This window comes from Kitasatospora sp. NPDC003701 (genome assembly GCF_053587085.1).
This window is the reverse complement of sequence record NZ_JBSFNM010000076.1, coordinates 22,545-41,613: the sequence shown is the minus strand read 5'-3', so window position 1 is coordinate 41,613 and position 19,069 is coordinate 22,545. Positions and strand designations below refer to the sequence as shown.

The 19,069-nt window shown below is 71.7% G+C and carries 15 protein-coding genes; 10 read left to right on the top strand and 5 right to left on the bottom strand.

Translation table 11 applies throughout. The features are described from left to right. Positions 1-31: 31 nt before the first annotated feature. Complete coding sequence (locus ACWDRR_RS39535) at positions 32-277, bottom strand: helix-turn-helix domain-containing protein (protein ID WP_449777129.1); 246 nt, start codon at positions 275-277, stop codon at positions 32-34. A 106-nt stretch (positions 278-383) separates the two neighbouring features. Between ACWDRR_RS39535 and ACWDRR_RS39530 the strand changes: the two genes are divergently transcribed. After that, positions 384-1,010 (top strand): class I SAM-dependent methyltransferase, encoded by a 627-nt coding sequence (locus tag ACWDRR_RS39530; protein ID WP_449777127.1) that lies wholly within the window; start codon positions 384-386, stop codon positions 1,008-1,010. 893 nt (positions 1,011-1,903) lie between these two features. Here the strand turns inward: ACWDRR_RS39530 and ACWDRR_RS39525 are convergent. Next, positions 1,904-2,932, bottom strand: coding sequence for a terpene synthase family protein (locus ACWDRR_RS39525; protein WP_449777126.1), 1,029 nt, complete (start codon positions 2,930-2,932; stop codon positions 1,904-1,906). 1,265 nt (positions 2,933-4,197) lie between these two features. Between ACWDRR_RS39525 and ACWDRR_RS39520 the strand changes: the two genes are divergently transcribed. Together ACWDRR_RS39520 and ACWDRR_RS39515 are read left to right on the top strand one after the other, a co-directional pair. After that, entirely contained in the window at positions 4,198-5,403 is a 1,206-nt protein-coding gene (locus ACWDRR_RS39520) for a hypothetical protein (RefSeq protein WP_449777125.1), read from the top strand. A 144-nt stretch (positions 5,404-5,547) separates the two neighbouring features. Beyond that, positions 5,548-6,657: a hypothetical protein gene (locus ACWDRR_RS39515; protein WP_449777124.1), complete on the top strand. Its 1,110-nt coding sequence runs from the start codon at positions 5,548-5,550 to the stop codon at positions 6,655-6,657. 151 nt (positions 6,658-6,808) lie between these two features. Here ACWDRR_RS39515 and ACWDRR_RS39510 read toward each other — a convergent pair whose 3' ends face one another. Further along, the gene (locus tag ACWDRR_RS39510) at positions 6,809-7,012 is read right to left on the bottom strand and encodes a hypothetical protein (RefSeq protein WP_449777123.1); all 204 of its coding nucleotides are present in this window, start codon (positions 7,010-7,012) and stop codon (positions 6,809-6,811) included. 108 nt (positions 7,013-7,120) lie between these two features. Here ACWDRR_RS39510 and ACWDRR_RS39505 point away from each other — a divergent pair, with 108 nt between their 5' ends. Together ACWDRR_RS39505 and ACWDRR_RS39500 are read left to right on the top strand one after the other, a co-directional pair. Then, complete coding sequence (locus ACWDRR_RS39505; RefSeq protein ID WP_449777122.1) at positions 7,121-7,660, top strand: GNAT family N-acetyltransferase; 540 nt, start codon at positions 7,121-7,123, stop codon at positions 7,658-7,660. A 262-nt stretch (positions 7,661-7,922) separates the two neighbouring features. Then, on the top strand, positions 7,923-8,699 hold the full coding sequence (locus ACWDRR_RS39500) for a hypothetical protein (protein ID WP_449777121.1): 777 nt from the start codon (positions 7,923-7,925) through the stop codon (positions 8,697-8,699). Positions 8,700-9,381: 682 nt separating this feature from the next. Here the strand turns inward: ACWDRR_RS39500 and ACWDRR_RS39495 are convergent. Then, on the bottom strand, positions 9,382-10,617 hold the full coding sequence (locus ACWDRR_RS39495; protein ID WP_449777120.1) for an alpha/beta hydrolase family protein: 1,236 nt from the start codon (positions 10,615-10,617) through the stop codon (positions 9,382-9,384). A 187-nt stretch (positions 10,618-10,804) separates the two neighbouring features. On the opposite strand from ACWDRR_RS39495, the gene ACWDRR_RS39490 reads away from it, so the two are divergent. The 3 genes from ACWDRR_RS39490 to ACWDRR_RS39480 all read left to right on the top strand — a co-directional run bounded on the left by ACWDRR_RS39490 (position 10,805) and on the right by ACWDRR_RS39480 (position 13,257). Beyond that, positions 10,805-12,085: a sensor histidine kinase gene (locus ACWDRR_RS39490; protein WP_449777119.1), complete on the top strand. Its 1,281-nt coding sequence runs from the start codon at positions 10,805-10,807 to the stop codon at positions 12,083-12,085. Further along, a complete protein-coding gene (locus tag ACWDRR_RS39485) occupies positions 12,082-12,786 on the top strand; it encodes a response regulator (RefSeq protein ID WP_449777118.1) in 705 nt (234 codons plus the stop codon). The genes ACWDRR_RS39490 and ACWDRR_RS39485 overlap by 4 nt, the downstream gene beginning before the upstream one ends. Before the next feature lie 192 nt (positions 12,787-12,978). Continuing rightward, positions 12,979-13,257 (top strand): hypothetical protein, encoded by a 279-nt coding sequence (locus ACWDRR_RS39480; protein ID WP_449777117.1) that lies wholly within the window; start codon positions 12,979-12,981, stop codon positions 13,255-13,257. Positions 13,258-13,367: 110 nt separating this feature from the next. Here the strand turns inward: ACWDRR_RS39480 and ACWDRR_RS39475 are convergent, their stop codons facing one another. After that, on the bottom strand, positions 13,368-17,324 hold the full coding sequence (locus ACWDRR_RS39475; RefSeq protein WP_449777116.1) for a CHAT domain-containing protein: 3,957 nt from the start codon (positions 17,322-17,324) through the stop codon (positions 13,368-13,370). 145 nt (positions 17,325-17,469) lie between these two features. On the opposite strand from ACWDRR_RS39475, the gene ACWDRR_RS39470 reads away from it, so the two are divergent. Together ACWDRR_RS39470 and ACWDRR_RS39465 are read left to right on the top strand one after the other, a co-directional pair. Beyond that, the gene (locus ACWDRR_RS39470) at positions 17,470-17,874 is read left to right on the top strand and encodes a hypothetical protein (protein ID WP_449777115.1); all 405 of its coding nucleotides are present in this window, start codon (positions 17,470-17,472) and stop codon (positions 17,872-17,874) included. Continuing rightward, positions 17,874-18,821: a hypothetical protein gene (locus tag ACWDRR_RS39465; RefSeq protein ID WP_449777114.1), complete on the top strand. Its 948-nt coding sequence runs from the start codon at positions 17,874-17,876 to the stop codon at positions 18,819-18,821. The genes ACWDRR_RS39470 and ACWDRR_RS39465 overlap by 1 nt, the downstream gene beginning before the upstream one ends. Positions 18,822-19,069: the final 248 nt, after the last annotated feature.

The window sequence follows — 19,069 nt, the reverse complement described above, 5'->3', positions numbered from 1 at the left end:
GGTGGAGGTGGTGGTTGCCATGACCATCACGCTAGGCGCCGCGGGGCGGCCGGGGCTTCTCGAATCCTGACCGGTCTCGCGACCTGCTTCGCCACACACGCACCGTGTCCGGATGCCGCCCCGTCTCCCGGGCGATGTGCGCGTTGGAGCGACCGCGCGCCGCATGCAGCACGACCTGGGCGCGTACCCGCAGTCGGTGCTCGGTCTTGTGGCCGTAGGCGGCCTTCTTCGACCGCGCGCGTTCGGCGGCAGTCGGGGCTGTCGGGCAGGCGGGCATCGCGGGCATCGCGGGCAGGCCGATCAGCAGATGTGGATGGTCGGGCAGCCGGACCTGAGCCGAAAAGGAGTCGCGCTCCCGGCGATGCGCCGTTAGCGTGCGCCGCGTGGACGTTGAAGATCCCAAAGAGGTGGTCCGGCGAGGGTACGACCTGCTCTCGGAGCACTATGAGCGGGCATTCGGCAGCGAGACGAAGTACGGATCGTGGATCGAGGAGTTGCTCGACCGGTTGCCGGAGGCAGGCACCGTCTTGGACATCGGGTGTGGCACCGGTGTCCCGGCGGCCCGGTCCTTGATCACGGCTGGTCACCGGGTGACGGGCGTCGACATCAGTGAGGTCCAGATCCGCAGGGCGCGGGAACTCGTGCCGGGCGCTGACTTCATCCGGGCTGACGCCACGACCTTGGAGTTCCCCGAAGAGAGCTTCGACGCCGTGGTCTGTCTGTATGCCCTGATCCATATTCCGGTGGAGGAACAGCCTGCCCTGCTGAGTCGGATCGCTTCCTGGCTGCGGCCCGGGGGCTGGTTTCTGGCCACCGCCGGGCATCGAGCCTGGACCGGGACCGATGAGAATTGGCTCGGTGGCGGGGCGGCGATGTGGTGGAGTCACGCGGATGCCGCGACGAACCGCTCATGGCTCGTGCGGGCCGGCCTCGACGTGGTTCACGAGGAGTTCGTGCCCGAGGGCGACAGCGGCCATGTCTTGTTCTGGGCTCGGCGCTCTTTGGGGTGACAGCGGCGGGAAGGAGTGGAGGCGTCGGGGCGGCCCCGATCGTGCGAGGTTCCGGATCGGCGCGGAGGGCCTGACACCTTGCTCGCCGGCTGGAGCCAGATGGCCTTGCTTCTCCGCGGCCACCGAAGTCGCTACAGAAACCGCTCCCGAATCTCTGATCCAGGACCCACAAGTGATCTGACCTCACCTCACCCCCGAGGGACTTCCGGGGTCGACCGCCAAACCGCGAGGCAGACCCCCGCTCCGAGCCGTCACCAGCACCTGCCGGCCCGTCAGCCGCCTGCGACCCTCCCCCGGCCCGGACCACCGCCCGGAGCTCACCTCCAGGCGCAGCTGAGCGCCGGGCCGGAGTCCGGGGGTGAGGAGGACGGTGCCGGTGCGGCGCAGGTGAGCGACGAGGCGCTCCAGGTCTCGGGGCTTGAGGTGCGCCGCCCGGGTGCCGGCAGGTCTAGTCGCCGTAGCATCTCCGCGCAACGATGAGCAGACGGCACTCAGGCCAGGCGATCTCCTAGACAAGGTCCTCAGCACGGTAGCGGGGACCAGCGGTGCTCCCCCCTCCCTGGTCGCGCTGGCCACCGCGGTACGCCCGCCCGGCGGTATCGCGCGCCTGCCCGGGTACCGGGCGGCTCATCGTGAGAGGTATGGCGCCATGAGGAGCCGCCCAGACCAGGCTGCCGCACATCGAATCGATGCGCGCGACGGCCGGCCCGCTGTCGTCCGGGCCCGGCTGGTGTGGCGAGGTGAAATGGGACGGTTCTCCAGACACGAAAATGTGCCTCCGCTTGGGCACTGGCTATCCGGGCCGGGGCCGACACTCGGAGACTGCCTGTACGACAACCCATGAAACACCCTCACTCTGGGCAGATTCCGTCAGCGCCGCAGCTCGCGCGAGGTCAAGGAGTCGTGAGCGGCGCGCCGAGAAGATTGCTCACATGGCGTGCGTCTCTCATCTGCTCTTCCTCGGGTTGCATGTAGCGCTGGACGAGGAAGTGGTAATCATGGTCACCGCGTACGAGCTCTCGGTAGGCGGTCATGCATTGCAGGACGTCGGGGAGCAAGTCCTCACCACCGAGCGTGGCAACTTGGTCGAGGGCCTGCTTTTCGAGGGAAATCATCCTTTCGACATTTGTCGTCACCAGGTCGTTGACTCGGCCGACGGCATCCCGGGTCGAATATTGATGATTCCTCTCCAGAATGAATACCGCGTTGTGGGAGTACCCGGAGATGCGCTCCTTGCGGGCCGACAAAAGATCATTGTATAGACCAACTACTTGGCAGGCGGAGTCACGGAGCTCGCGCCATGTGGGCAGTTGCCGCACCTGCTCGGGGAGATCGACACAGCACGCAATTTCGCACATGTCCAAGTACATCGGCATGCCGATGGAGTCGATGCGGTGCAGCTGGTAGGCGTCGATGGACGGGAGGCGGCCGCTCATACGGTCGATGGTTTCAGCGTAGTAGGTCCATAGCCACTTACTGATATCCGTGCGAAGGGACCTACGCCAGCTTGCTGACCGGCCGGCAGTGAGTCGGTTCCAGAGGTCGAGCAGTGCTTCGCCCAGGACGTTGGTGGGCTTTGCACCGTGCATGATTGCGGTGAGGTGCTGGATGGCGTTCGCACCGAACGAGGGCTGTGCCCCTGCTGGCCCGTCGTCGAATTCGTCGTCGAGGATGAAGGCGAAGGCAGTCCACTGGCCGATCAGAGCGACTACCTCGGGGGCGGCGCGGGGGTGATTCAGGGCGGGGAACAGTTGAGGCCGGGCACGCCGCAGGTAGCGTCGATTGGCGGGTGCCGGGCAGATGCCCATCTGATCGATCCAACACCAGGTTGCGATCTCCGCCTGGGCGAGGGCCGGATTGGGAACTGCCGGCGGGAATGGCATGTAGAAGTCTGTGCGGGAGAACTCGAGCTCGGACGACATCTAAGGACACACCTACCTTTTCTGCCTGGGCCGCAAGGACTCTGATGGGCAGTGAAGTCACGAGATGCTCCCGCGCCGACCGGCTCCAAGTGGCCGATCTTCAGGCGCGAGGCGAGATTGAGCTTGACCTCGACTCCGCGCCCGCCCGTACGCGCGACTACGGCCTACCCACCCGCACCTCCTGCCGCCCGGGCGGGCGAACCAGCGCCCGAAGCACGCGGCGCACAACCACCCACCGCCGCACGCCGCACGAACTGCACGGTCGTACCCCGGGCTGCCCGATGGTCAGGGTCGAGCGTGGTGTCACTGCCCCTGAGACATGCCTCAGCCTGGAGAAGGACGGCGCCCGCTCCGTCGAATACGTGCGAGGGGACGGCACGGTCCGGCTGACCGGTCGCAACGGCACCGACCGGTTCCCGGAGATCGCCGAGACGCACGCCGGGGTACCCGGGCCGCCGCTGATCCTCGATGGCGAGACGTCGTCCTGCAGCGCGACCGGCCCACCTTCGTCGGCTCGGTCGGAACCGGCTTCGCCACCGCCGAACGACGCGCCCCGGCCGCCACGCTGCGCCACCACGCGACGCCCGTGCCCCCGTTCGCCGGCGACACCGGAGCCCCCGTGCACGGGGAGGCGAGGCGGCGTGTGCGGGTGGGTCGCGTCCGGGTGGTGGTGGATGCCGGGGCCGGGGGCAGTTGGGTGGTGCTGGGCCAGGTGGTGTCCGGGCTTGCTTGGATGAGGGCGTCGAGGCGGCTTTGGGCCTCTGGGCGGGGGTGGGCGTGGCACGGCCGGCCGGGGCAGGTGCCGGAGCGGTACGGGGTGCGTTCGACAACCGCCCTGCATGCGGTGCAGGTCATCATCCGGGCGTCCTCGCCGCGGTGTGTCACTGGCCTGCCTTCGTACTCCTGGTCCTGATCCTCACGTCATCGACCGTACGGGGTCGTGGGGGCCGGGCCGGCGCGGTGGCGGGGTGAGGTGTCCCACGCCGCGGCTGGTCCGTTCCTCTCGGGCTCGCCGAGTGTCCACCCGCTGACAGGGGTCACGGGGCCGCGCCAGGTTGGCAGGGTGCGGGTGCTCCGGCCGTCCCGGACGGTGACGTCGCGCAGGTGGACGGGGCGGCGGTCGGGTGCCTGGCGCGTCCCCGTGCCCGGGACGCCGGTGCGCCCGCATGTCTCCAGGGAGAACTCGGCAGGCTGGTGCGGCGCGCAGCGGTAAGTCCCCGGTGGCGTGATGATGGAAGGAGTAGACCTGCGCGAGGTGAAGTGCCATGGTCAGGTTCACTCCGGACAACTCGACCGAGATCGCCGTCAACGCGGGGACCGCCGGCCGGGCAGACTTCACGGTGGCCCCGTCCGGGAGTGCCGTCGGACTTGAGGTCTGGCACCGGACGATCCCCTTCACTCCGGGAGCACCACCGCCCCCCTTCGTCCTCGGCCCGGTCTGGAACCCGCCCCACCCGACGCGTACCTTTCACCAGGACATCCCGGTCGGCTTCCTCTACCAGGCCCGACTCTTCGAGAAGGGCAGGGGCAGTCCGGCTCTCGCGGAGAAGCCGCCGCCGGAGTTACTGATCGGCAAGGTCGACACGCCCTGCCTCGGTGGCAAGACACGAAGCGCCTTCCTCACCGGCTGCATCCAGAGGCCCCAAGCCCTCATCACTCCGGGCGGTACGTTCGTGTCGGTCGCGTTCGCGACGAGCGACCTGACCATGGCCAGGGTCCAGATCTCCGACAGCCCGCCCCAGGTCGAGACGCTGACCGGGCACCCGTTCTTCAGCGATCAGCAGGTCGTCGCCGCCGCGGCGTCCGACCGGCCGGCGTGGATGCACGAGTTCTCGTTGATCGACGACCTGCACTCACCGCTCACCTCCGACCACATCCACCTGACCCCGGGCGCCGAGCTCCACTTCATCATCGTGGTCTGGAACGCGGCGGGCTTCTTCGATTTCATCTGGAACACCACCGGCGCAGCCCCCTCCACGCCACCGGAGAAGATCAAGGTCAAGAGTCGGACCGTCGAGGCCAGGCTGGTCCGGGTCCACTGCTACGACGACAGTGACGACCTGAGCTTCGGTGAAGCGCACTTCACCTTCGGCCTCGCCGGCGGGGCCATGCCGGTGACCCAGACCTTCCGGTGGGACCCGATGGCCTCGGATTCCGATATGCCTCCGACCCCGCTCCTGGCGACGCCCCTCAAGCTGGTCGCCCCGTTCACCGACTTCGGGGTGGTCGTCTGGGTGGACGCCACGGAAGAGGACAAGGTCGGCAGCGTCCCCCCGGACTCCGACGACAGCGCGAGCACGGCCGGCCCGCTCGGCAGTGGCGCGGGGCGCGGCACCCCGCTGAGCTTCCCCGTGGGCGAGGGCCGGGAGGAGGTGACCAACCGGCTGCTGGAGCTCCAGAGCGTGCCGACCACCGACGGCGACATGTTGAGTTTCGGAGCCAAGATCCTCTACTCGGTCAGCTACGCCTGAACTGCGGCACCGGACTTCCCCGGGGTGGCCGCGACCTGAACAAGCGAGGTCATGATGGGAAGACTGTTCGCGGACCGCCCGTCGGCGATCGCCCTCACCGGCACGGCGATCTTCACCGTTGACGCGAGCGACGTCATGGACGGGATGGCCGGCCTGGAGTTCTGGGAACGGACGATTCCCTTCCCCTCGGGTGGGACACCGGCAGCCCCGCCGCCGGACTTCTCGCTCCGGACCGGCCCGGTGTCCGAGGACCCCGTCAGTCCGACCATCCAGGCCGTGCCCCTCGGGAGCATCTACCAGGTGCGTGCTCTCAACCGAGGAAGCGGCAGCGCCCGGCTCGCGGAGAATCCGGATCCGCAGCGCACGATCGGTGCCCTGGACTTCCCCTCCATCACCCGCGGCCCCCGGCGGACCCATCTGACGGCTTGCGGCAACAAGCCCCGAGTCGTCGTGACCCCGGGCGGCACCTTCGTCTCCATCGCGTTCGCCACCCAGTCCCTGACCATGGCCCGGGTCCAACTCCTGGACAGTTCGCCCGAAATGGCTGGACCCGGTGGCACGGCCGACCCGTACTTCTTCGCGCCGAACGTGATCGCCAGCGCCGTCTCGACCAGCCCCGCTCTCGTGCACCGGCTCTCGCTCGTCGACCAGATCTCGTCGACCTCAACGGGCCATATCCCTCTGCGCACAAACCAGGTGGTCTGGTTCAATGTCCTGGCCTGGGACGACCAAGGGAACTACGACGTCGTCTGGAACACCACCGGCCTCGCCCCCGCCACACCGCCGGAGACGATCAGGACGAAGCAGCGCGTCGTCCGCGCCCGGCTGGCCCGGCTGTACTGCCATGACGACAGCGACCAGCTCGGAAGCGGATCCGGCGCGTTCACCTTCGCAATGACCGGCGGCTCCTCGGCGGTCACTTCCGATCCGGTCTCCTGGAACCCGATGTCCACGGGGGACATGCTCGAAGTTCCCGCCGGAACCACCGACCTCGTCATCTCCCCGCCCGACGCCGCCACCACGGTCCGCGTCCGAGTGGACGGTGTCGAGGACGACTCAGGCAGTTTCCCCAGCGACAGCGATGACAAGGCAAGCACCGCCGACGGCAAAGGTCCGGCACTCCCGTTCCCGATCGGGCGCGGGAAAGAAGTGGTGACCGACACCGTGATCACCCTGAAAAGCCTCCCGACAACCCTTAGCGGCGACGAGCTCAGCTTCTCAGCCGACATCGTCTACGACATCGACTACACCTGACCCGCCAACGAGGTCCGCGCCCCCGTAGCGAGATCAACGAACTCCCCGGAGGGTCGAGCCGTCCGCCCAGGAGGTCAGACCGCCGAGAACCGCCGAGAAGCTGATCGGCGCGCTCGGCGCCAACTGGACCCCCGACGAGTGGCGCTGCCCCCTACGAGAACCAGGAGGCCCCAAGGAGTCGGGTCGGCGCCACCGGCGAGCAGCGGCGCTCCCGGGTCCCAGGCCGCGTGGCCAGGCATGCGAGTTCCAGCACCGACGCGACCGCCCTTTCTCCCTGTTCCACGAGCTCGTCGCGGAGCAGTCGGGTGTCGTTCCAGGCACCGGAGAGTTCCTCGGCCAGCAGTCGTTCGTCCATGGCGGGCGCCTTACGAGTTGCCGCACGACAATGATGCGGTCGTGATCGTGTCGGAGCCCCGCGACTTGGTGCTGGTACTTGTCGATGCTGGCCTGACAGGATCGGCTCGTGATCAAAACCTCGATGACCATGCGCGAGCTCGTGGTCGGTGACTTCCACGCTGTACATGCCTTCGCCAGCCTGCCGGAGGCCTGCCGCTACCAGGCGTGGGGGCCGAACACCGAGGAACAGACGCGGGACTTCGTCCAAAGCGCGGTGGATGCCCGACTGCGGTCCCCACAGGCGAGATTCGTGTATGCGGCCTGCCTCGACGGTGAACTCGTCGGTATGGGCGAGCTGAAGGTTCGTAGTCCGACCCACCGTCAGGGCGAGATCTCCTACCTCGTGCATCCTCGGGTGTGGGGTCGAGGCGTGGGCACTGCCATCGGCGGGGAGCTTCTCGGCAGAGGGTTTGAGCTGATGGGACTGCATCGGATCTATGCGACCTGCGATCCTCGCAACGTCGCATCGGCCCGGGTGCTGGGCAAGCTCGGCATGACCCACGAGGGCCGACACCGGCACACCGCGCTGATCCGGGACGGCTGGCGTGACTCCGAAGTCTTCAGCATCCTCGACCAGGAATGGGCGCACCGGCCCGGGCCTGAATGATCGGGGGCATCGGTGGTCAGGCTCGGGCAGTCGCCCTGGTGCCGGAGGCAAGGAGCCGCGCGGGATCTCGTCGACTGCCTCACCTTCAACGACACCATCATCGAGACCGGCGCCGACTCCTGTCGCCTCGCCTCGACCCGGGCACGGAGCCAAGCACCCGCCATGGCCAGCTGACCGCCGAGGGCTCCGGGGCGACGACCTGCCAGCCTCCGCCCAGGCGACGGGTCGTCGGTCCGAGGTGCTCCAGTAGGCTGCGTTGGCCATGGATACGCACGCCGAACCCGCGCGGCCCCGGCAGGACGCGATCGGCTCCGGTCCGCCGATCCGGCAGCTCTTCCGGAACGTCATCGCCGACCGCCTGCCGGGCCGCAGGCCGCCCCAGGCGGCGATGCTGTTCGACGCCGAGATCGACCCCCACCGGGACGACCGGAGCTTCCTCGGCGACTTCTACAACGAGATCCTCCACCAGGACACCTGCCAGCCGACCACCGCCGACGGCCTCGCCCTGCTCGCGGCCCTCGCCGTCGACGACCGGGTTCCCGCCCGACAGCGGTTCCAAGCCGTCCATCTGCTGGTCAGGGCTGCCACCGTCGGCGAACGCCACCTTGCCCAGACCTGGCCGAACACTCCTCAACAGGCCGATCCCGACAGCGAGGCCCGGGCCCGCAGCGTGGTCCGGGCCCGCACTCCAGACCTGCTGACCCGCTGGCCCGCCGAATGCCCTGCGGTCCGGCTCGCCCTCGCCGGCCTCGCCGTAGTCTCCCCCACCGACCGCACCCTGCCCGCCCTGACACCGCGCCTGCAGACCTTCGCCAACCAGCACCCCCACGGCAGCAACATCGGCGACTACGTCCGGTTCGTCCTCGTCATGGCCGCACAGGACGACGACCGGACCCTCGCCGTGACCGAGAAGCTCACCGACGCCTGCTGGGCGGGAACAACACGAGGAGTGCCGACACGGGCACGAGCCCTCCACCTCCTCGACCAGATGCTGGCCAGGGTCGGAGCCGAACTGACCCGGCCACACGCCGAGCAGTGACGCGCCGCAGGCACAGCGAGCGATTCACCGCGCATCGCTCTCGCTGCTGTTCCTCGGGTGCCGGCTCGACTTCCCCTTCCGTGACACGCCCATGCTGAGTGAGCAAGCCTCTGCCGAATGGGGTGGGGAGGATCGACTGGTCGGAAGCTTCCACGCGTACGCGAGGGCGAGCGCGACGCATCGGGCATCCTGACGGTCGTAGCCGGTCGCTGCACGCACTTCGTTGATCGCCGCCTCCCAGCTCCCCTGCCGGATGAGGTCGCGGGCGTGCTCTTGCGTCGTGCGCGGCACCGGCAGCCGCAGAGCCCGCACGATGTCGAGGTCCCAGCCCTGCCTTCGAGCGCGCCACGACCGTACTCGTTGTCCCGTCAACCAGTTCACGCATACCCCCGCTGCTCCGTAGCGGCGGCCCGCTCCAGTTGCGCTTGGTGAGGATACGGATTCGCAGGAGATGGAAGGAAGCCCAGCCGTACATCGCCCTCTTGATCGTTATGACCTGTTGACGCAGCCCTCGACGACGCCCGAAATCCTGGCGTGGGTGACGCTGGCGGTCACCGCGGTTGAGGTCCCGGCGAGGGACTCCGGTGAGGCCGCGGATCGTCGAGTGACGTCACTTCTGGGGTTCTGGCTCCTTTCCGGAAGAGCCAGAGCCACTTCAATCGCGGGGCCGCTGCCGCGGGCCTCAGCGGCGGCGGAGCATCTCCGGGAAGAGCGGGGTCGGGCTGTCGAAAAGCGTAGTCGGGCGATGGCGCAGGTGGAGGTCGAAGAAGGCCGCGAGGTAGGCGCGTTGGGCCGCGACGGCCCGGGAGCCGTCGATGGTGCCGAGGAGCTGGTCGAACTGCTCGTCGGGCCAGCTGAGGACCGGGCGTGCGGCGGGCAGCAGAACGGCGAAGTCGCTGAACGTGAGGTGGCCGGAGCCGCTCAGGGTGAGCTGCCGGCGCCAGGAGGTGAGCCGGGGCCAGAGCGCGTCCCACATCGCGTCGCGGGCGGGGCGGACGTCGGACGCGCCGATGAGCAGCAGCGGGCGGGCCAGCCCGTCGGTGGCGGCGGTACCGAAGACCGGACCGTCGAGGCTGACGCCGGCCAGGACGCGTGGTTCGTCGTGCAGGGTCTGGACGGCGGTCGCGCCGCCCATGGAATGGCCCAGCATGCCGATCGCGGTGAGGTCGAGGGCCGCGCCGAGGCCCGGTGGCAGGTCCCGCCGCTCGGCGTCGGGGTTGTCGCCGGCCGCGAGGTCGGTGAGGCGGTCCAGGACGAAGCGGGTGTCGGTGGTGCGGTAGGCGACGATCTCGTCGTCGGTCATGGCGTGCACGGCAGGGGTGTTGCGGACCTCCAGCCGCCCGTCGGGGCCGCCGGGGAACAGCACCTCGCCGGCGTCGAAGGTGTGGTCGATCCCGACGACCACGTAGCCGCGCGAGGCGAGGTCCTCGGCCTCCGCCGTGCCGAAGGAGCGGTCGCCGCGCGAGCCGGGTGAATACAGCACGACGGGATGGCGGCCGGTGCGGGCGGCGGGCGCGTCCTGGAGGGAGTGGGTGGGCGCCCAGACGAGGTGCCCGGGGGTGACACCGAGGAAGCCGGACTCCAGCTGTGCCTGCTCGGCGGTGCCGGTCCAGGGTACGCGGGGCCGGCCGGACGGGCCGCAGGCGGCGGCCGGGTACCAGAGCTGCACCATCAGTTCGCGCGGGCGGGGGGTGGGCGCCCACAGGTCGGTGCGGTGCTGGTCCACGAGGTGCAGCGCGGTGGTCGCGACGGGGTTCGGGCCGGTGGGCGCGGGGAGGGTGAGGCGGATCGACGCGGGCGTGCTCGTGCCCCGCGGGGTGGGCGCGGCGGCCGTCGCGGCCGGCGCCGCGGCGACGAGCGCGCCGGCGGCCAGCACGGCGGCGAGCGCCGCGAGGAGGGGGCGGTGGCGGTCGGTCATCCGGGCTCCTTCGTGGGGTTCTTCATGGGAGGCGCACGGCCTCGCAGCCCGGCCCCCGCAGGGGCGAGGGGCCGGGACCGGGGCGGCTGCGCTCCACGGTGGCGGGTCCTCCCGGCCGCCGCGTCCCACCACGGGCATACGACCCTGGTCGGATGTCCGACGGCCGGCTCGTGGCTAGCCTTGCCGCGTGGAGACCGCCGAGCCCTTCGCCGTTGCCCCGCCGCCGGCACCGCCCGGGACGACCCGGCGGCCGGCCAGGGCCCACTGGGCTCACTGGGCCCTGGCCGACGCCTCGGCCGCGCTGGCCGGTAGCGCCGTGACCGGCGTCCGTGTCCTCGCGGCGGTCCGCGACTTCGACCCGCACGGGCGCGGCAATCCGCCACCCGAGGCCGCGGCCCTTCCCGTGGCACTGCTCGCCGTCGCGGCGCTCGGCACCGCGCTCGCGCTGCGCCGTCGCCACCCCGCCGTGGCCTGCGGGCTCACGGTGACGGCCTGGGCCGGCCTGGTCGCCGCCTGCCGCCAGCCGGCGATCGGGCTGGTCGTGGGGTTCTGGGCGGTGCTGGTCGGCCTGCTGGTGGCCTACTCGGCGGCGGCCCACGACCCGCGGACCGGCCGGGTGGCCCTCGGCGCCGCGGCACTCGGCTGGGCGGTCACCCTGGTCGCGCCGGGCGAGGTCCGGGGGAACGTCCTGCTCGCGGTGGTCGGGCAGGCGGCCGCCTGGGCGGTGGGCGACGCCGTGCGCCGCAACCGGCTGCGCGCGGTCGCCGACGCCGCGGACCGCGCGGCCCTGGAGCGTGCCGTACGGGACGGCGAACGCCTGCGCCTGGCCCGGGACGTGCACGACATCGTCGCGCACAGCCTCGGCGTGGTGAGCGTGCAGGCGGGCTTCGGCCAGTACGCGTTGGAGCAGCGGCCGCAGGAGACCGCCGCCGCGCTGGCCGCCATCCGCACGGTGAGCGCGGAGGCCCTGCGGGAGACCCGAGCGCTGCTCGCCGTCCTCCGCGAGGATGCCGGGCCGGTGCCGACCGTCCCGGCGCCCGCGCCGGCCCTGGCCCCGGCGGACCTGGAACGGCTGGCGGCCAGGACGGCGGCGGCCGGGGTCGCCGTGGACATCCGGGTACGCGGGCCCGAACGTGAAGTGCCCCCCGGCGTGGGCCTGGCGGGGTACCGGGTCGTCCAAGAGGCCCTGGCGAACGTGGTCCGCCACGCGGGCGCGGCGCGGGCCCGGGTGGACGTGGAGTACCGGGACGGCGAGGTGTGGCTGGAGGTCACCGACGACGGCCGCGGTGACGCGGGGCCTCGGGACCCCTCCGGCGGAACAGGCGGCGGCCCGGGCGGCGGCACCGGCCTGGCCGGCATGTGCGAGCGCGTCGCGCCGTACGGGGGGTGGTGCACCGCCGGCCCGCTGCCGGCCGGCGGGTTCCGGGTGACAGCCGGTCTGCCGCTGGCCGGGGCGGCCGGGCGATGACCGTTCGGGTGCTGGTCGCCGACGACCAGGCGCTGGTCCGCGCCGGGTTCGCCGGCATCCTCAGGCTCGCCCCGGGGTTCGCTGTCGCCGGTGAGGCCGCGGACGGGGCGCAAGCGGTGGAACTGGCCTGCCGGGAGCGGCCCGACGTGGTGCTGATGGACGTTCGGATGCCCGGCCTGGACGGTATCGAGGCGACCCGCCGGATCACCGCGGGCCCGTCCGGCAGCAGGGTGCTGATCCTCACCACCTTCGAGTTGGACGAGTACGTGCACGGCGCGCTGCGTGCGGGGGCGAGCGGTTTCCTCCTGAAGGACGCGGAGCCGGCCGAGCTGCTGGCCGCGACCCGGGCGGTCGCCGCCGGCGGGGCCGCGCTCGCCCCCACCGTCGCCCGCGCCCTGATCACCGGCCTCCTCGCCGCCGACCCGACCACCCGGCCGTCGGCGGAGCCCTCCGGCGGAACGGGCGCCTTCCCCGACCCCGGCCGGGAGCGGGCCCGCACCGCCGTGGCGGCGCTCACAGCGCGGGAACGCGAGGTCCTGGCCCTCGTCGGCGACGGTCTCACCAACCCGGAGATCGCTGCCCGCCTGCACATCACCGAGGGCACCGCCAAGACCCACATGTCCCGCCTGCTCCACAAGCTGGCCGCCCGCGACCGCGTCCGCCTCGCCATCCTCGCCCACCGCGCCGGACTCTCCCGCTGAGTGCCCCCGCCCACGGACACCGGCCGCCACGGCCCCCGGAACACCACCACGACACCCGCGTGCACCGGCCCGGGGAGACAGCAGGCCGGGAGCACCCAACGAGACTGTCGGCAACGGGTGGAACAGGTGCAGGCACGGATTTCGTGAAGCCGATCGCGCTTCCGTACGCCGGTGACGCTCCCTCATTTCCGGATGGTGCTGACCGCGCGTGAGGAGATCTTCTCCCGGCAGCCGAACCGCGTGGGGATGCGGGTCGAGTGCACAGAGGTGCGGGACGGCCTCGTGGTGATCGAAGCGTCGACGCCGGAGGGCAGGCTCGTGCCGTGCCCTGACTGCGAGGTCCTGTCCGAGCGGGTGCGAAGCCGGTCGGGCCGGCACTTGGCGGACGCGCCGTGCGCCGGGCCGAGCGTGGTGATCGAGCTGTCGGTGCGCCGGTTGTGTTCGCCGAAGAATGGCAGAACGGCCGGGTAGCACTCTCTTCTGGCCATCCCTGTTCGCCGACCTGCCCGAACCTCAACCGAGCGGGCGCGCGCACTCACGCCTGAGCCCCTACCGCACCGCGGGCGCCGGGGGCTGCGGCGTCAGGCACCGACGTGCAGGTGCGCAGCCCAGAGTGACGGAGTGGCTCGGAGCGCGTGCCGTACGGCGCGGACGGCATGATGGAGGGCGTGGGCCGCCCGGTCGGTGTCGGGGACCCGGTCGGTTACCAGGCCGGCGTAGAAGTCGTCGGCGATCCGGACGGCCCAGGAGTCGTCGATGGCCCACAGCGTGCCGATGACGTGGCGGTACCCGGCCAGTTGGAAGGCCGAGGCCAGCTGGATGGCCTCGTCGACGAGCTTGGTGTCGGTCGTCAGGGCGCTCTCGCAAGCCGACAGGTAGGCGAGCCTGGCGTGCCGCAACCGGACGGGCCCGAGGGCGGCGACGGTCAGCGGGGCGTCCTCGTGGTCGTGCAGCAGGAGACGGCTCTGCGACGGATCGCCGGGGTCGTTGACACCGTGGCAGGCGAAGTGCGCGATCGGGAAGGTGGCCAGCAACGAGAGGACGTTGCTCCTGGTCGGCTCGGGTTCGACGAGCACGGTCGAACCGGGAAGTCGCGCGGCCAGCCGGTCGGCCTCGTCGCGCACGTGGCCCAAGGGGCGGGGGCCGCCGGGCGTGGTGGGCATCGCCACGATCAGGGCACGCCCGGCGGTGTCCGGGCCGGCGGGTTCGGGATCGCGGCGGGCGTGCCGGAGGGCGCCGACGGTCGGGGTGTAGGAGGAGACCACCCGGTCCAGCACGGCCCGGGCGGCGGGATCGGAGGGGTCGTCGTGGTAGCCGGCGGCGTGGACGGGCAGCATGCCCAGCACCCCGCCGGGCACCCACCACACCCGGGGCCATTCCTCGCCCGCGGCGGGTGCGCCGGTGTAGCCGAGTGCGTCGAGGACCGGGCGCGCGGCGAATTCCCAGAGCCCGCGCAGGGGCAGGTTCAGCTGCTCCTGGGCGGCCACCCGCTCCGGTATGGTGCGCGCCCGCGTGGCGTCGGCCACCGCCAGATGGAAGACGGTGGCCATGGCGCGCGCCATGACCAGGCTCAGGTGTGGCAGCGGGAGGCAGTCGATGCCGTCAGCGGTGAGCAGCAGGGCGTCGCAGCGGTACTCGCTGAGGTTGAACACCACCACCGGCCCCTCGGCGGCCTGGGCCAGCAGGTCCTCGGTTTCCGGTGGCTGGGCGAAGGTCTTGAACCCCTCCTGCTCTCGGATCTCGGCGAGCAGGTCGGTCCACGCGGTGGCCAGCCGCCGCCGCTCGCGTCCGACGGCTTCGACTGCGGCCGTGCCCCCGTCGCCGGCGAGCTCGGGGGACGGCTGGTCGAGCCGGTTGCGCAGGTCGACGAAGCTTTCGGCCAGCGCACGGTGACTGTTCATCAGGTCGGCAAGGTCGCTGCTGGCCTCCAGGGCCCGGCCGAGCAGGACCGCCCGGCCCGCCTCCAGAAGTCTCAGCGCCAGGGCGGGCCGCTGGTCCTCGGGGGTGGCGGGGTTGTTCAGCGCGAGCGCCGCGGCGTCGGCGGCGAGGCCGGCGAAGCCGCCCAGCGCAAACTGCTGGTCGTTCCGCCCCAACTGGCGGGGAGCGACCTGGGGAAGCAGCCGCACCGCCAGCTCCAGCAGGGCCGCCGCCCGGCCCGGCTCGGTGTCCGCGGCCAGCTCGCCCGCCGAACGGGCCGCCCGGATCCGGACCGAGGGGGCGGCCAGCTCGTCTCCCGCCACCTCCTCGTACGTGGCGAGGGCGACGGCCAGGTCGGCGGGCTCCTCGGTCATGACGAACCGGGCGCGGAGGCCGCCCGCGAGGTTCGACAGCAGTTTGGGGCGCAGGGGGTGGGTGGCGCCGATGGTGTCCACAGCCTCCCGGTCCGCCCTGATCGCCTCGTCCAGGTCGCGCAGCGACTCGGACCGCACGAACCGGCTGTACAGCGAGCCGCCGAGGTTGGTGAGGAAGCTCGGCCGCTCGGGGTGGTCGGGGTGGACGAGGGAGACCGCCTCGGCGAGCCTGCTGATCGACTCGTCCAGGTCGGCCGGCTCCCTGTCCTCCAGGTACCTGACCCGGAGTGCGAGGCCGAGGTTGGTCAGCCGCCCGGGCCGCTCGGAGTGGTCGGCGGGGGTGGCCTCGACCGCTTGCCGCCCCGCCCGGATCGCCTCGTCGAGGTCGGCCTCGTCCCCGGTGCGCGCGAACCTGCGCTGGAGGACGCCCGCGAGGTTGGAGAGCACGCGGGGCCAGTCGGGCTGATCGGCGGAGATGGCCGCGACCGCCTTTCTGAGCAGCCGGATGCCCTCGTCCAGATCCCCCAGGTCGCCCGTCGACTCGAAGCCGACGGTCAGGGCGTTCGACAGGTTGACCAGGGCGCTGACCCGGTCGACCTGGTCATCGTCGGCGGCGTCCACCGCCTCGTGGAGTCGGGCGCTCGCCGCGTCGCGGTCCTCCTGCGATCCGGTCCGGTCGGCCCGGTGCCGCAGGGCGTTTCCGAGACTGGTCACGACGGCTGCCCGTCGGGGATCACCTGCAGGAGCGCAGGCAGCCGCCTCCTGGAGTACGGCGATCGCCTCGTCCAGGTCCTCCTGCACCCCGATCCGCTCGAACCGGCGGGTCAGGGCGTTTCCGAGAGCGGCCAGGACGACGGCCCGGTTGGGGCTCCCGGTGGGGCAGTCCGTAACGGCCTCCCGAGCGATCCGGACCGCCTCGTCCAGGTCGTCCTGCCGCCCGGTCAGCTCGTACTTGGTCTGCAAGACGGTGGTGAGGTTGGTCAGCAGGTCGGCCCGGCCTGCGTGGTCGAAGGCCGTGCCGTTCACCGCCTTCCGGAGGCTGGCGACCGCCCGGTCGAGGTCGCCCTCCACACCGCCCTGCTGGAAGCGGCGGTGCAGCGCACCCCCGAGTCCGGCCAGGATGACGCCCCGTTCGGGGTGGGTGGTGGGGGCGCTCTCCACGGCGGCGTCGAGCGTGGCGACCGCCTCGTCAAGGTCGGCGAGCGATCCGGTCCGCTCGAACCGGGTCCGCAGCATGTTGCCGAGATTGGACAGCACACCGGGCCGCTCGGGGCTCCCAGCGGGGGTGTCGGCCGCAGCCTCGCGGCTCACCCGGATCGCCTCGCCCAGGTCGTCGAGCACCCCGAGCACGTCGTAGCGGGCCAGCAGGACTGCCCCGAGGTTGGCCAGGCGGGCGGCCCGGCCCGGCTCCCCCGCGGGGGTGAGGGCCACCGCCTCGCGGCCCAGCCCGACCGCCTCGTCGAGGTCGGCTGCCAGCCCCACCCGCACGAAGCCGGCCCGCAGGGTGGTCGAGAGGTTGGTCAGGGCCGCGGCCCGCTCGGAACCGCCCACCGGGGTGAGGGCCACCGCCTCGCGGCCCACCCGGACGGCCTCGTCCAAGTCCGCGAGCGCCCCGATCTGCTCGAAGCGGGTCCGCAGCGAGCCGCCGAGGTTGGAGAGGCGGGCGCCGCGGTCGGGGTCGTCGGCCGGGGTCGCCGCCACCGCCTCGCGGCCCACCCGGATCGCCTCACCCAGGTCGGCTGCCAGCCCGGTCCGCAGGAACTTCAACTGCAGGAGGGCCGCCAGGTTCTGCAGCGCGGAGGAGCGGTCCGCCGGATCCGGCTCGGAGTGGTCCGCGATCCGCCGCCACAGCTCCGCCGCCGTGGTGATCAGATGGAGGTCGCTCGCCGCCGCCGCTCGCAGCAGCAGCTCCTCGGCATGCGGGACCGCTCGATACGCCAGGTAGGGCACCAGCTGCTCGGGCATGAGTTCGAGGTCCGTACCGCCGATGAAGCAAGGGAGGAACATCTCGACCATGGCGAGCTGGTCGTCGTGGTCCTGGCCCTTCGGCAGGGCGTGGTAGCGGTACCAGTGCAACCACCCCAGGAGGAAGCGGGCGTCCAGGTCACGCCCGTCGTCGAGTATCAGGGCGGTGAGCTCCCGGGCCTCCACCAGGGCCATGGGCTCCAGGACCGGCGCCAGGCTCTCCGTCTCCGACACCCGCTCCAGCCTGGCTGCCACGGCGTCCTGCCACCGGTCGCCCCCCATGCATGCCTCCGTAGTCACTGAATCTCCGTCAGAACCGGTAAAGCAGAGGCTAGTCACCCGATCTGCTGTCCGGCGAGCGCTTCCGGAAGATATCGTGCGGAGCGATCGCGACCGCCTGCCGCCACCGCACCTGGGGGGATCCAGCTTGAGCACACAGGACACCGGTTCCGCGCGCGTCGCCGCCGGACTGGCCTATGTCTGCGGGAATCTCGACGACCTCAACGCCTTCCTCGGCACCGCCGACCCCTCGGGGCCGCTGCCCCGGCTGACGGCCGCGCTCCGCGCGCTCCCCGGACAGAACGGGCCCGGACAGGACCTGGCCGACCTGCTCGACCAGGTGCACGTGGCCCTGCAGACAGCAGGCGACGCATCCGGGGTGTACGGGCAGACCGACTTCCGCGGCGTCGACGTCGCGGGCGCGGAGAGCCTGGAGATCGTCTACCGGTGCCCGATACGCCTGTGCGGCGGGCGGGACGAGGCCGAGATCGCCACGTTCCCCGCCCGCTGCTCGATCAGCGGCCGGGAGCTGCCGCGCGAAATCCTCGACTGATGGCCGGACTCCTGGACGAGCTCGGCAAGAAGCTCGCCGAGCGATGGCTCTCGCTGCTGGTCCTGCCCGGCGCCCTGTACCTGGCGGCCGCCGCCGCGGCGGCCACCCTCGGCCACGGCCACGCCCTGGACTCGGACCGGCTGACGACCAGGATCACCGACTACGCCAAGGCACCCGTGGCGACCACCACCGGCGGACAGCTGGTGCTGCTCGCCTCGATCCTGGCCGGGGCCGCCGCGGCCGGCGTGGTCGCGCAGGCACTCGGCGCACTGATCGAACGGCGAGTACTGGCCGCCGGCTGGCGCGCCTGGCCACGCCCCCTCCACGATCTCGCCGAACGTGTGGTCCACCGCCGTCGGCAGCGCTGGGACACCGCACACAGCATCTGGCGGACCGAATACCAGCGGGCGAAGGCTCCCGACCCCGCCCATCGGCCCGATCCCAAGGTCCGGCACCGGGCCGCCCGCAGCCGGGACCTGATCGCAGTCGAACGGCCCGACCGTCCCACCTGGAGCGGCGACCGGATCCACGCCGCGTCGCTCCGGCTCGAACGCGAATACCACCTTGACCTGGCCACCGTCTGGCCACACCTCTGGCTCGTGCTGCCGGATACCGTCCGCGGTGAACTGACGACCGCTCGCACCGCGCTCTCACGCGCCACCACGCTCGGCGCGTGGTCCGCGCTCTACGCACTCCTGACTGTCTGGTGGTGGCCCGCCACCCCTCTCGCCGCGGTACTCGCCGCCACCGCCCGCCACCGCACCCGGGCAGCCACCGACACCTACGCTCGACTGGTGGAGGCCGCCGTTCGCCTCCACGCCACCGACCTCGTCCGCCGACTCGGCATCAGCGACACGAACCTCCTCACCAAGGACCTCGGCCGCACCCTCACGAGCCGCCTCCGCACTCAGCTCCCGCCTCCGCCCCGGCGGGCCCCGGTGAGCTGAGGCGCCCACCCGGCAACGCGGACCGCCTGCGCGAGATCGCCGACCCCCACTACGCCATCGCCCAACCAGCTGAGACAGAAGCGAGTCTCCGACCTGACGACGGAGAACACGGGGCTGAAGGACCAGGTCACCCATCTCGCCCTCGCTGGCACGGTCCTGGCCGACCGGTTGCGCCAGGCCGAAGAACAGGCCCAGCTGCCCGACAACGTCGCGCGCTTCCCGCACCCCTGACCGCCCCCACGGAGCCG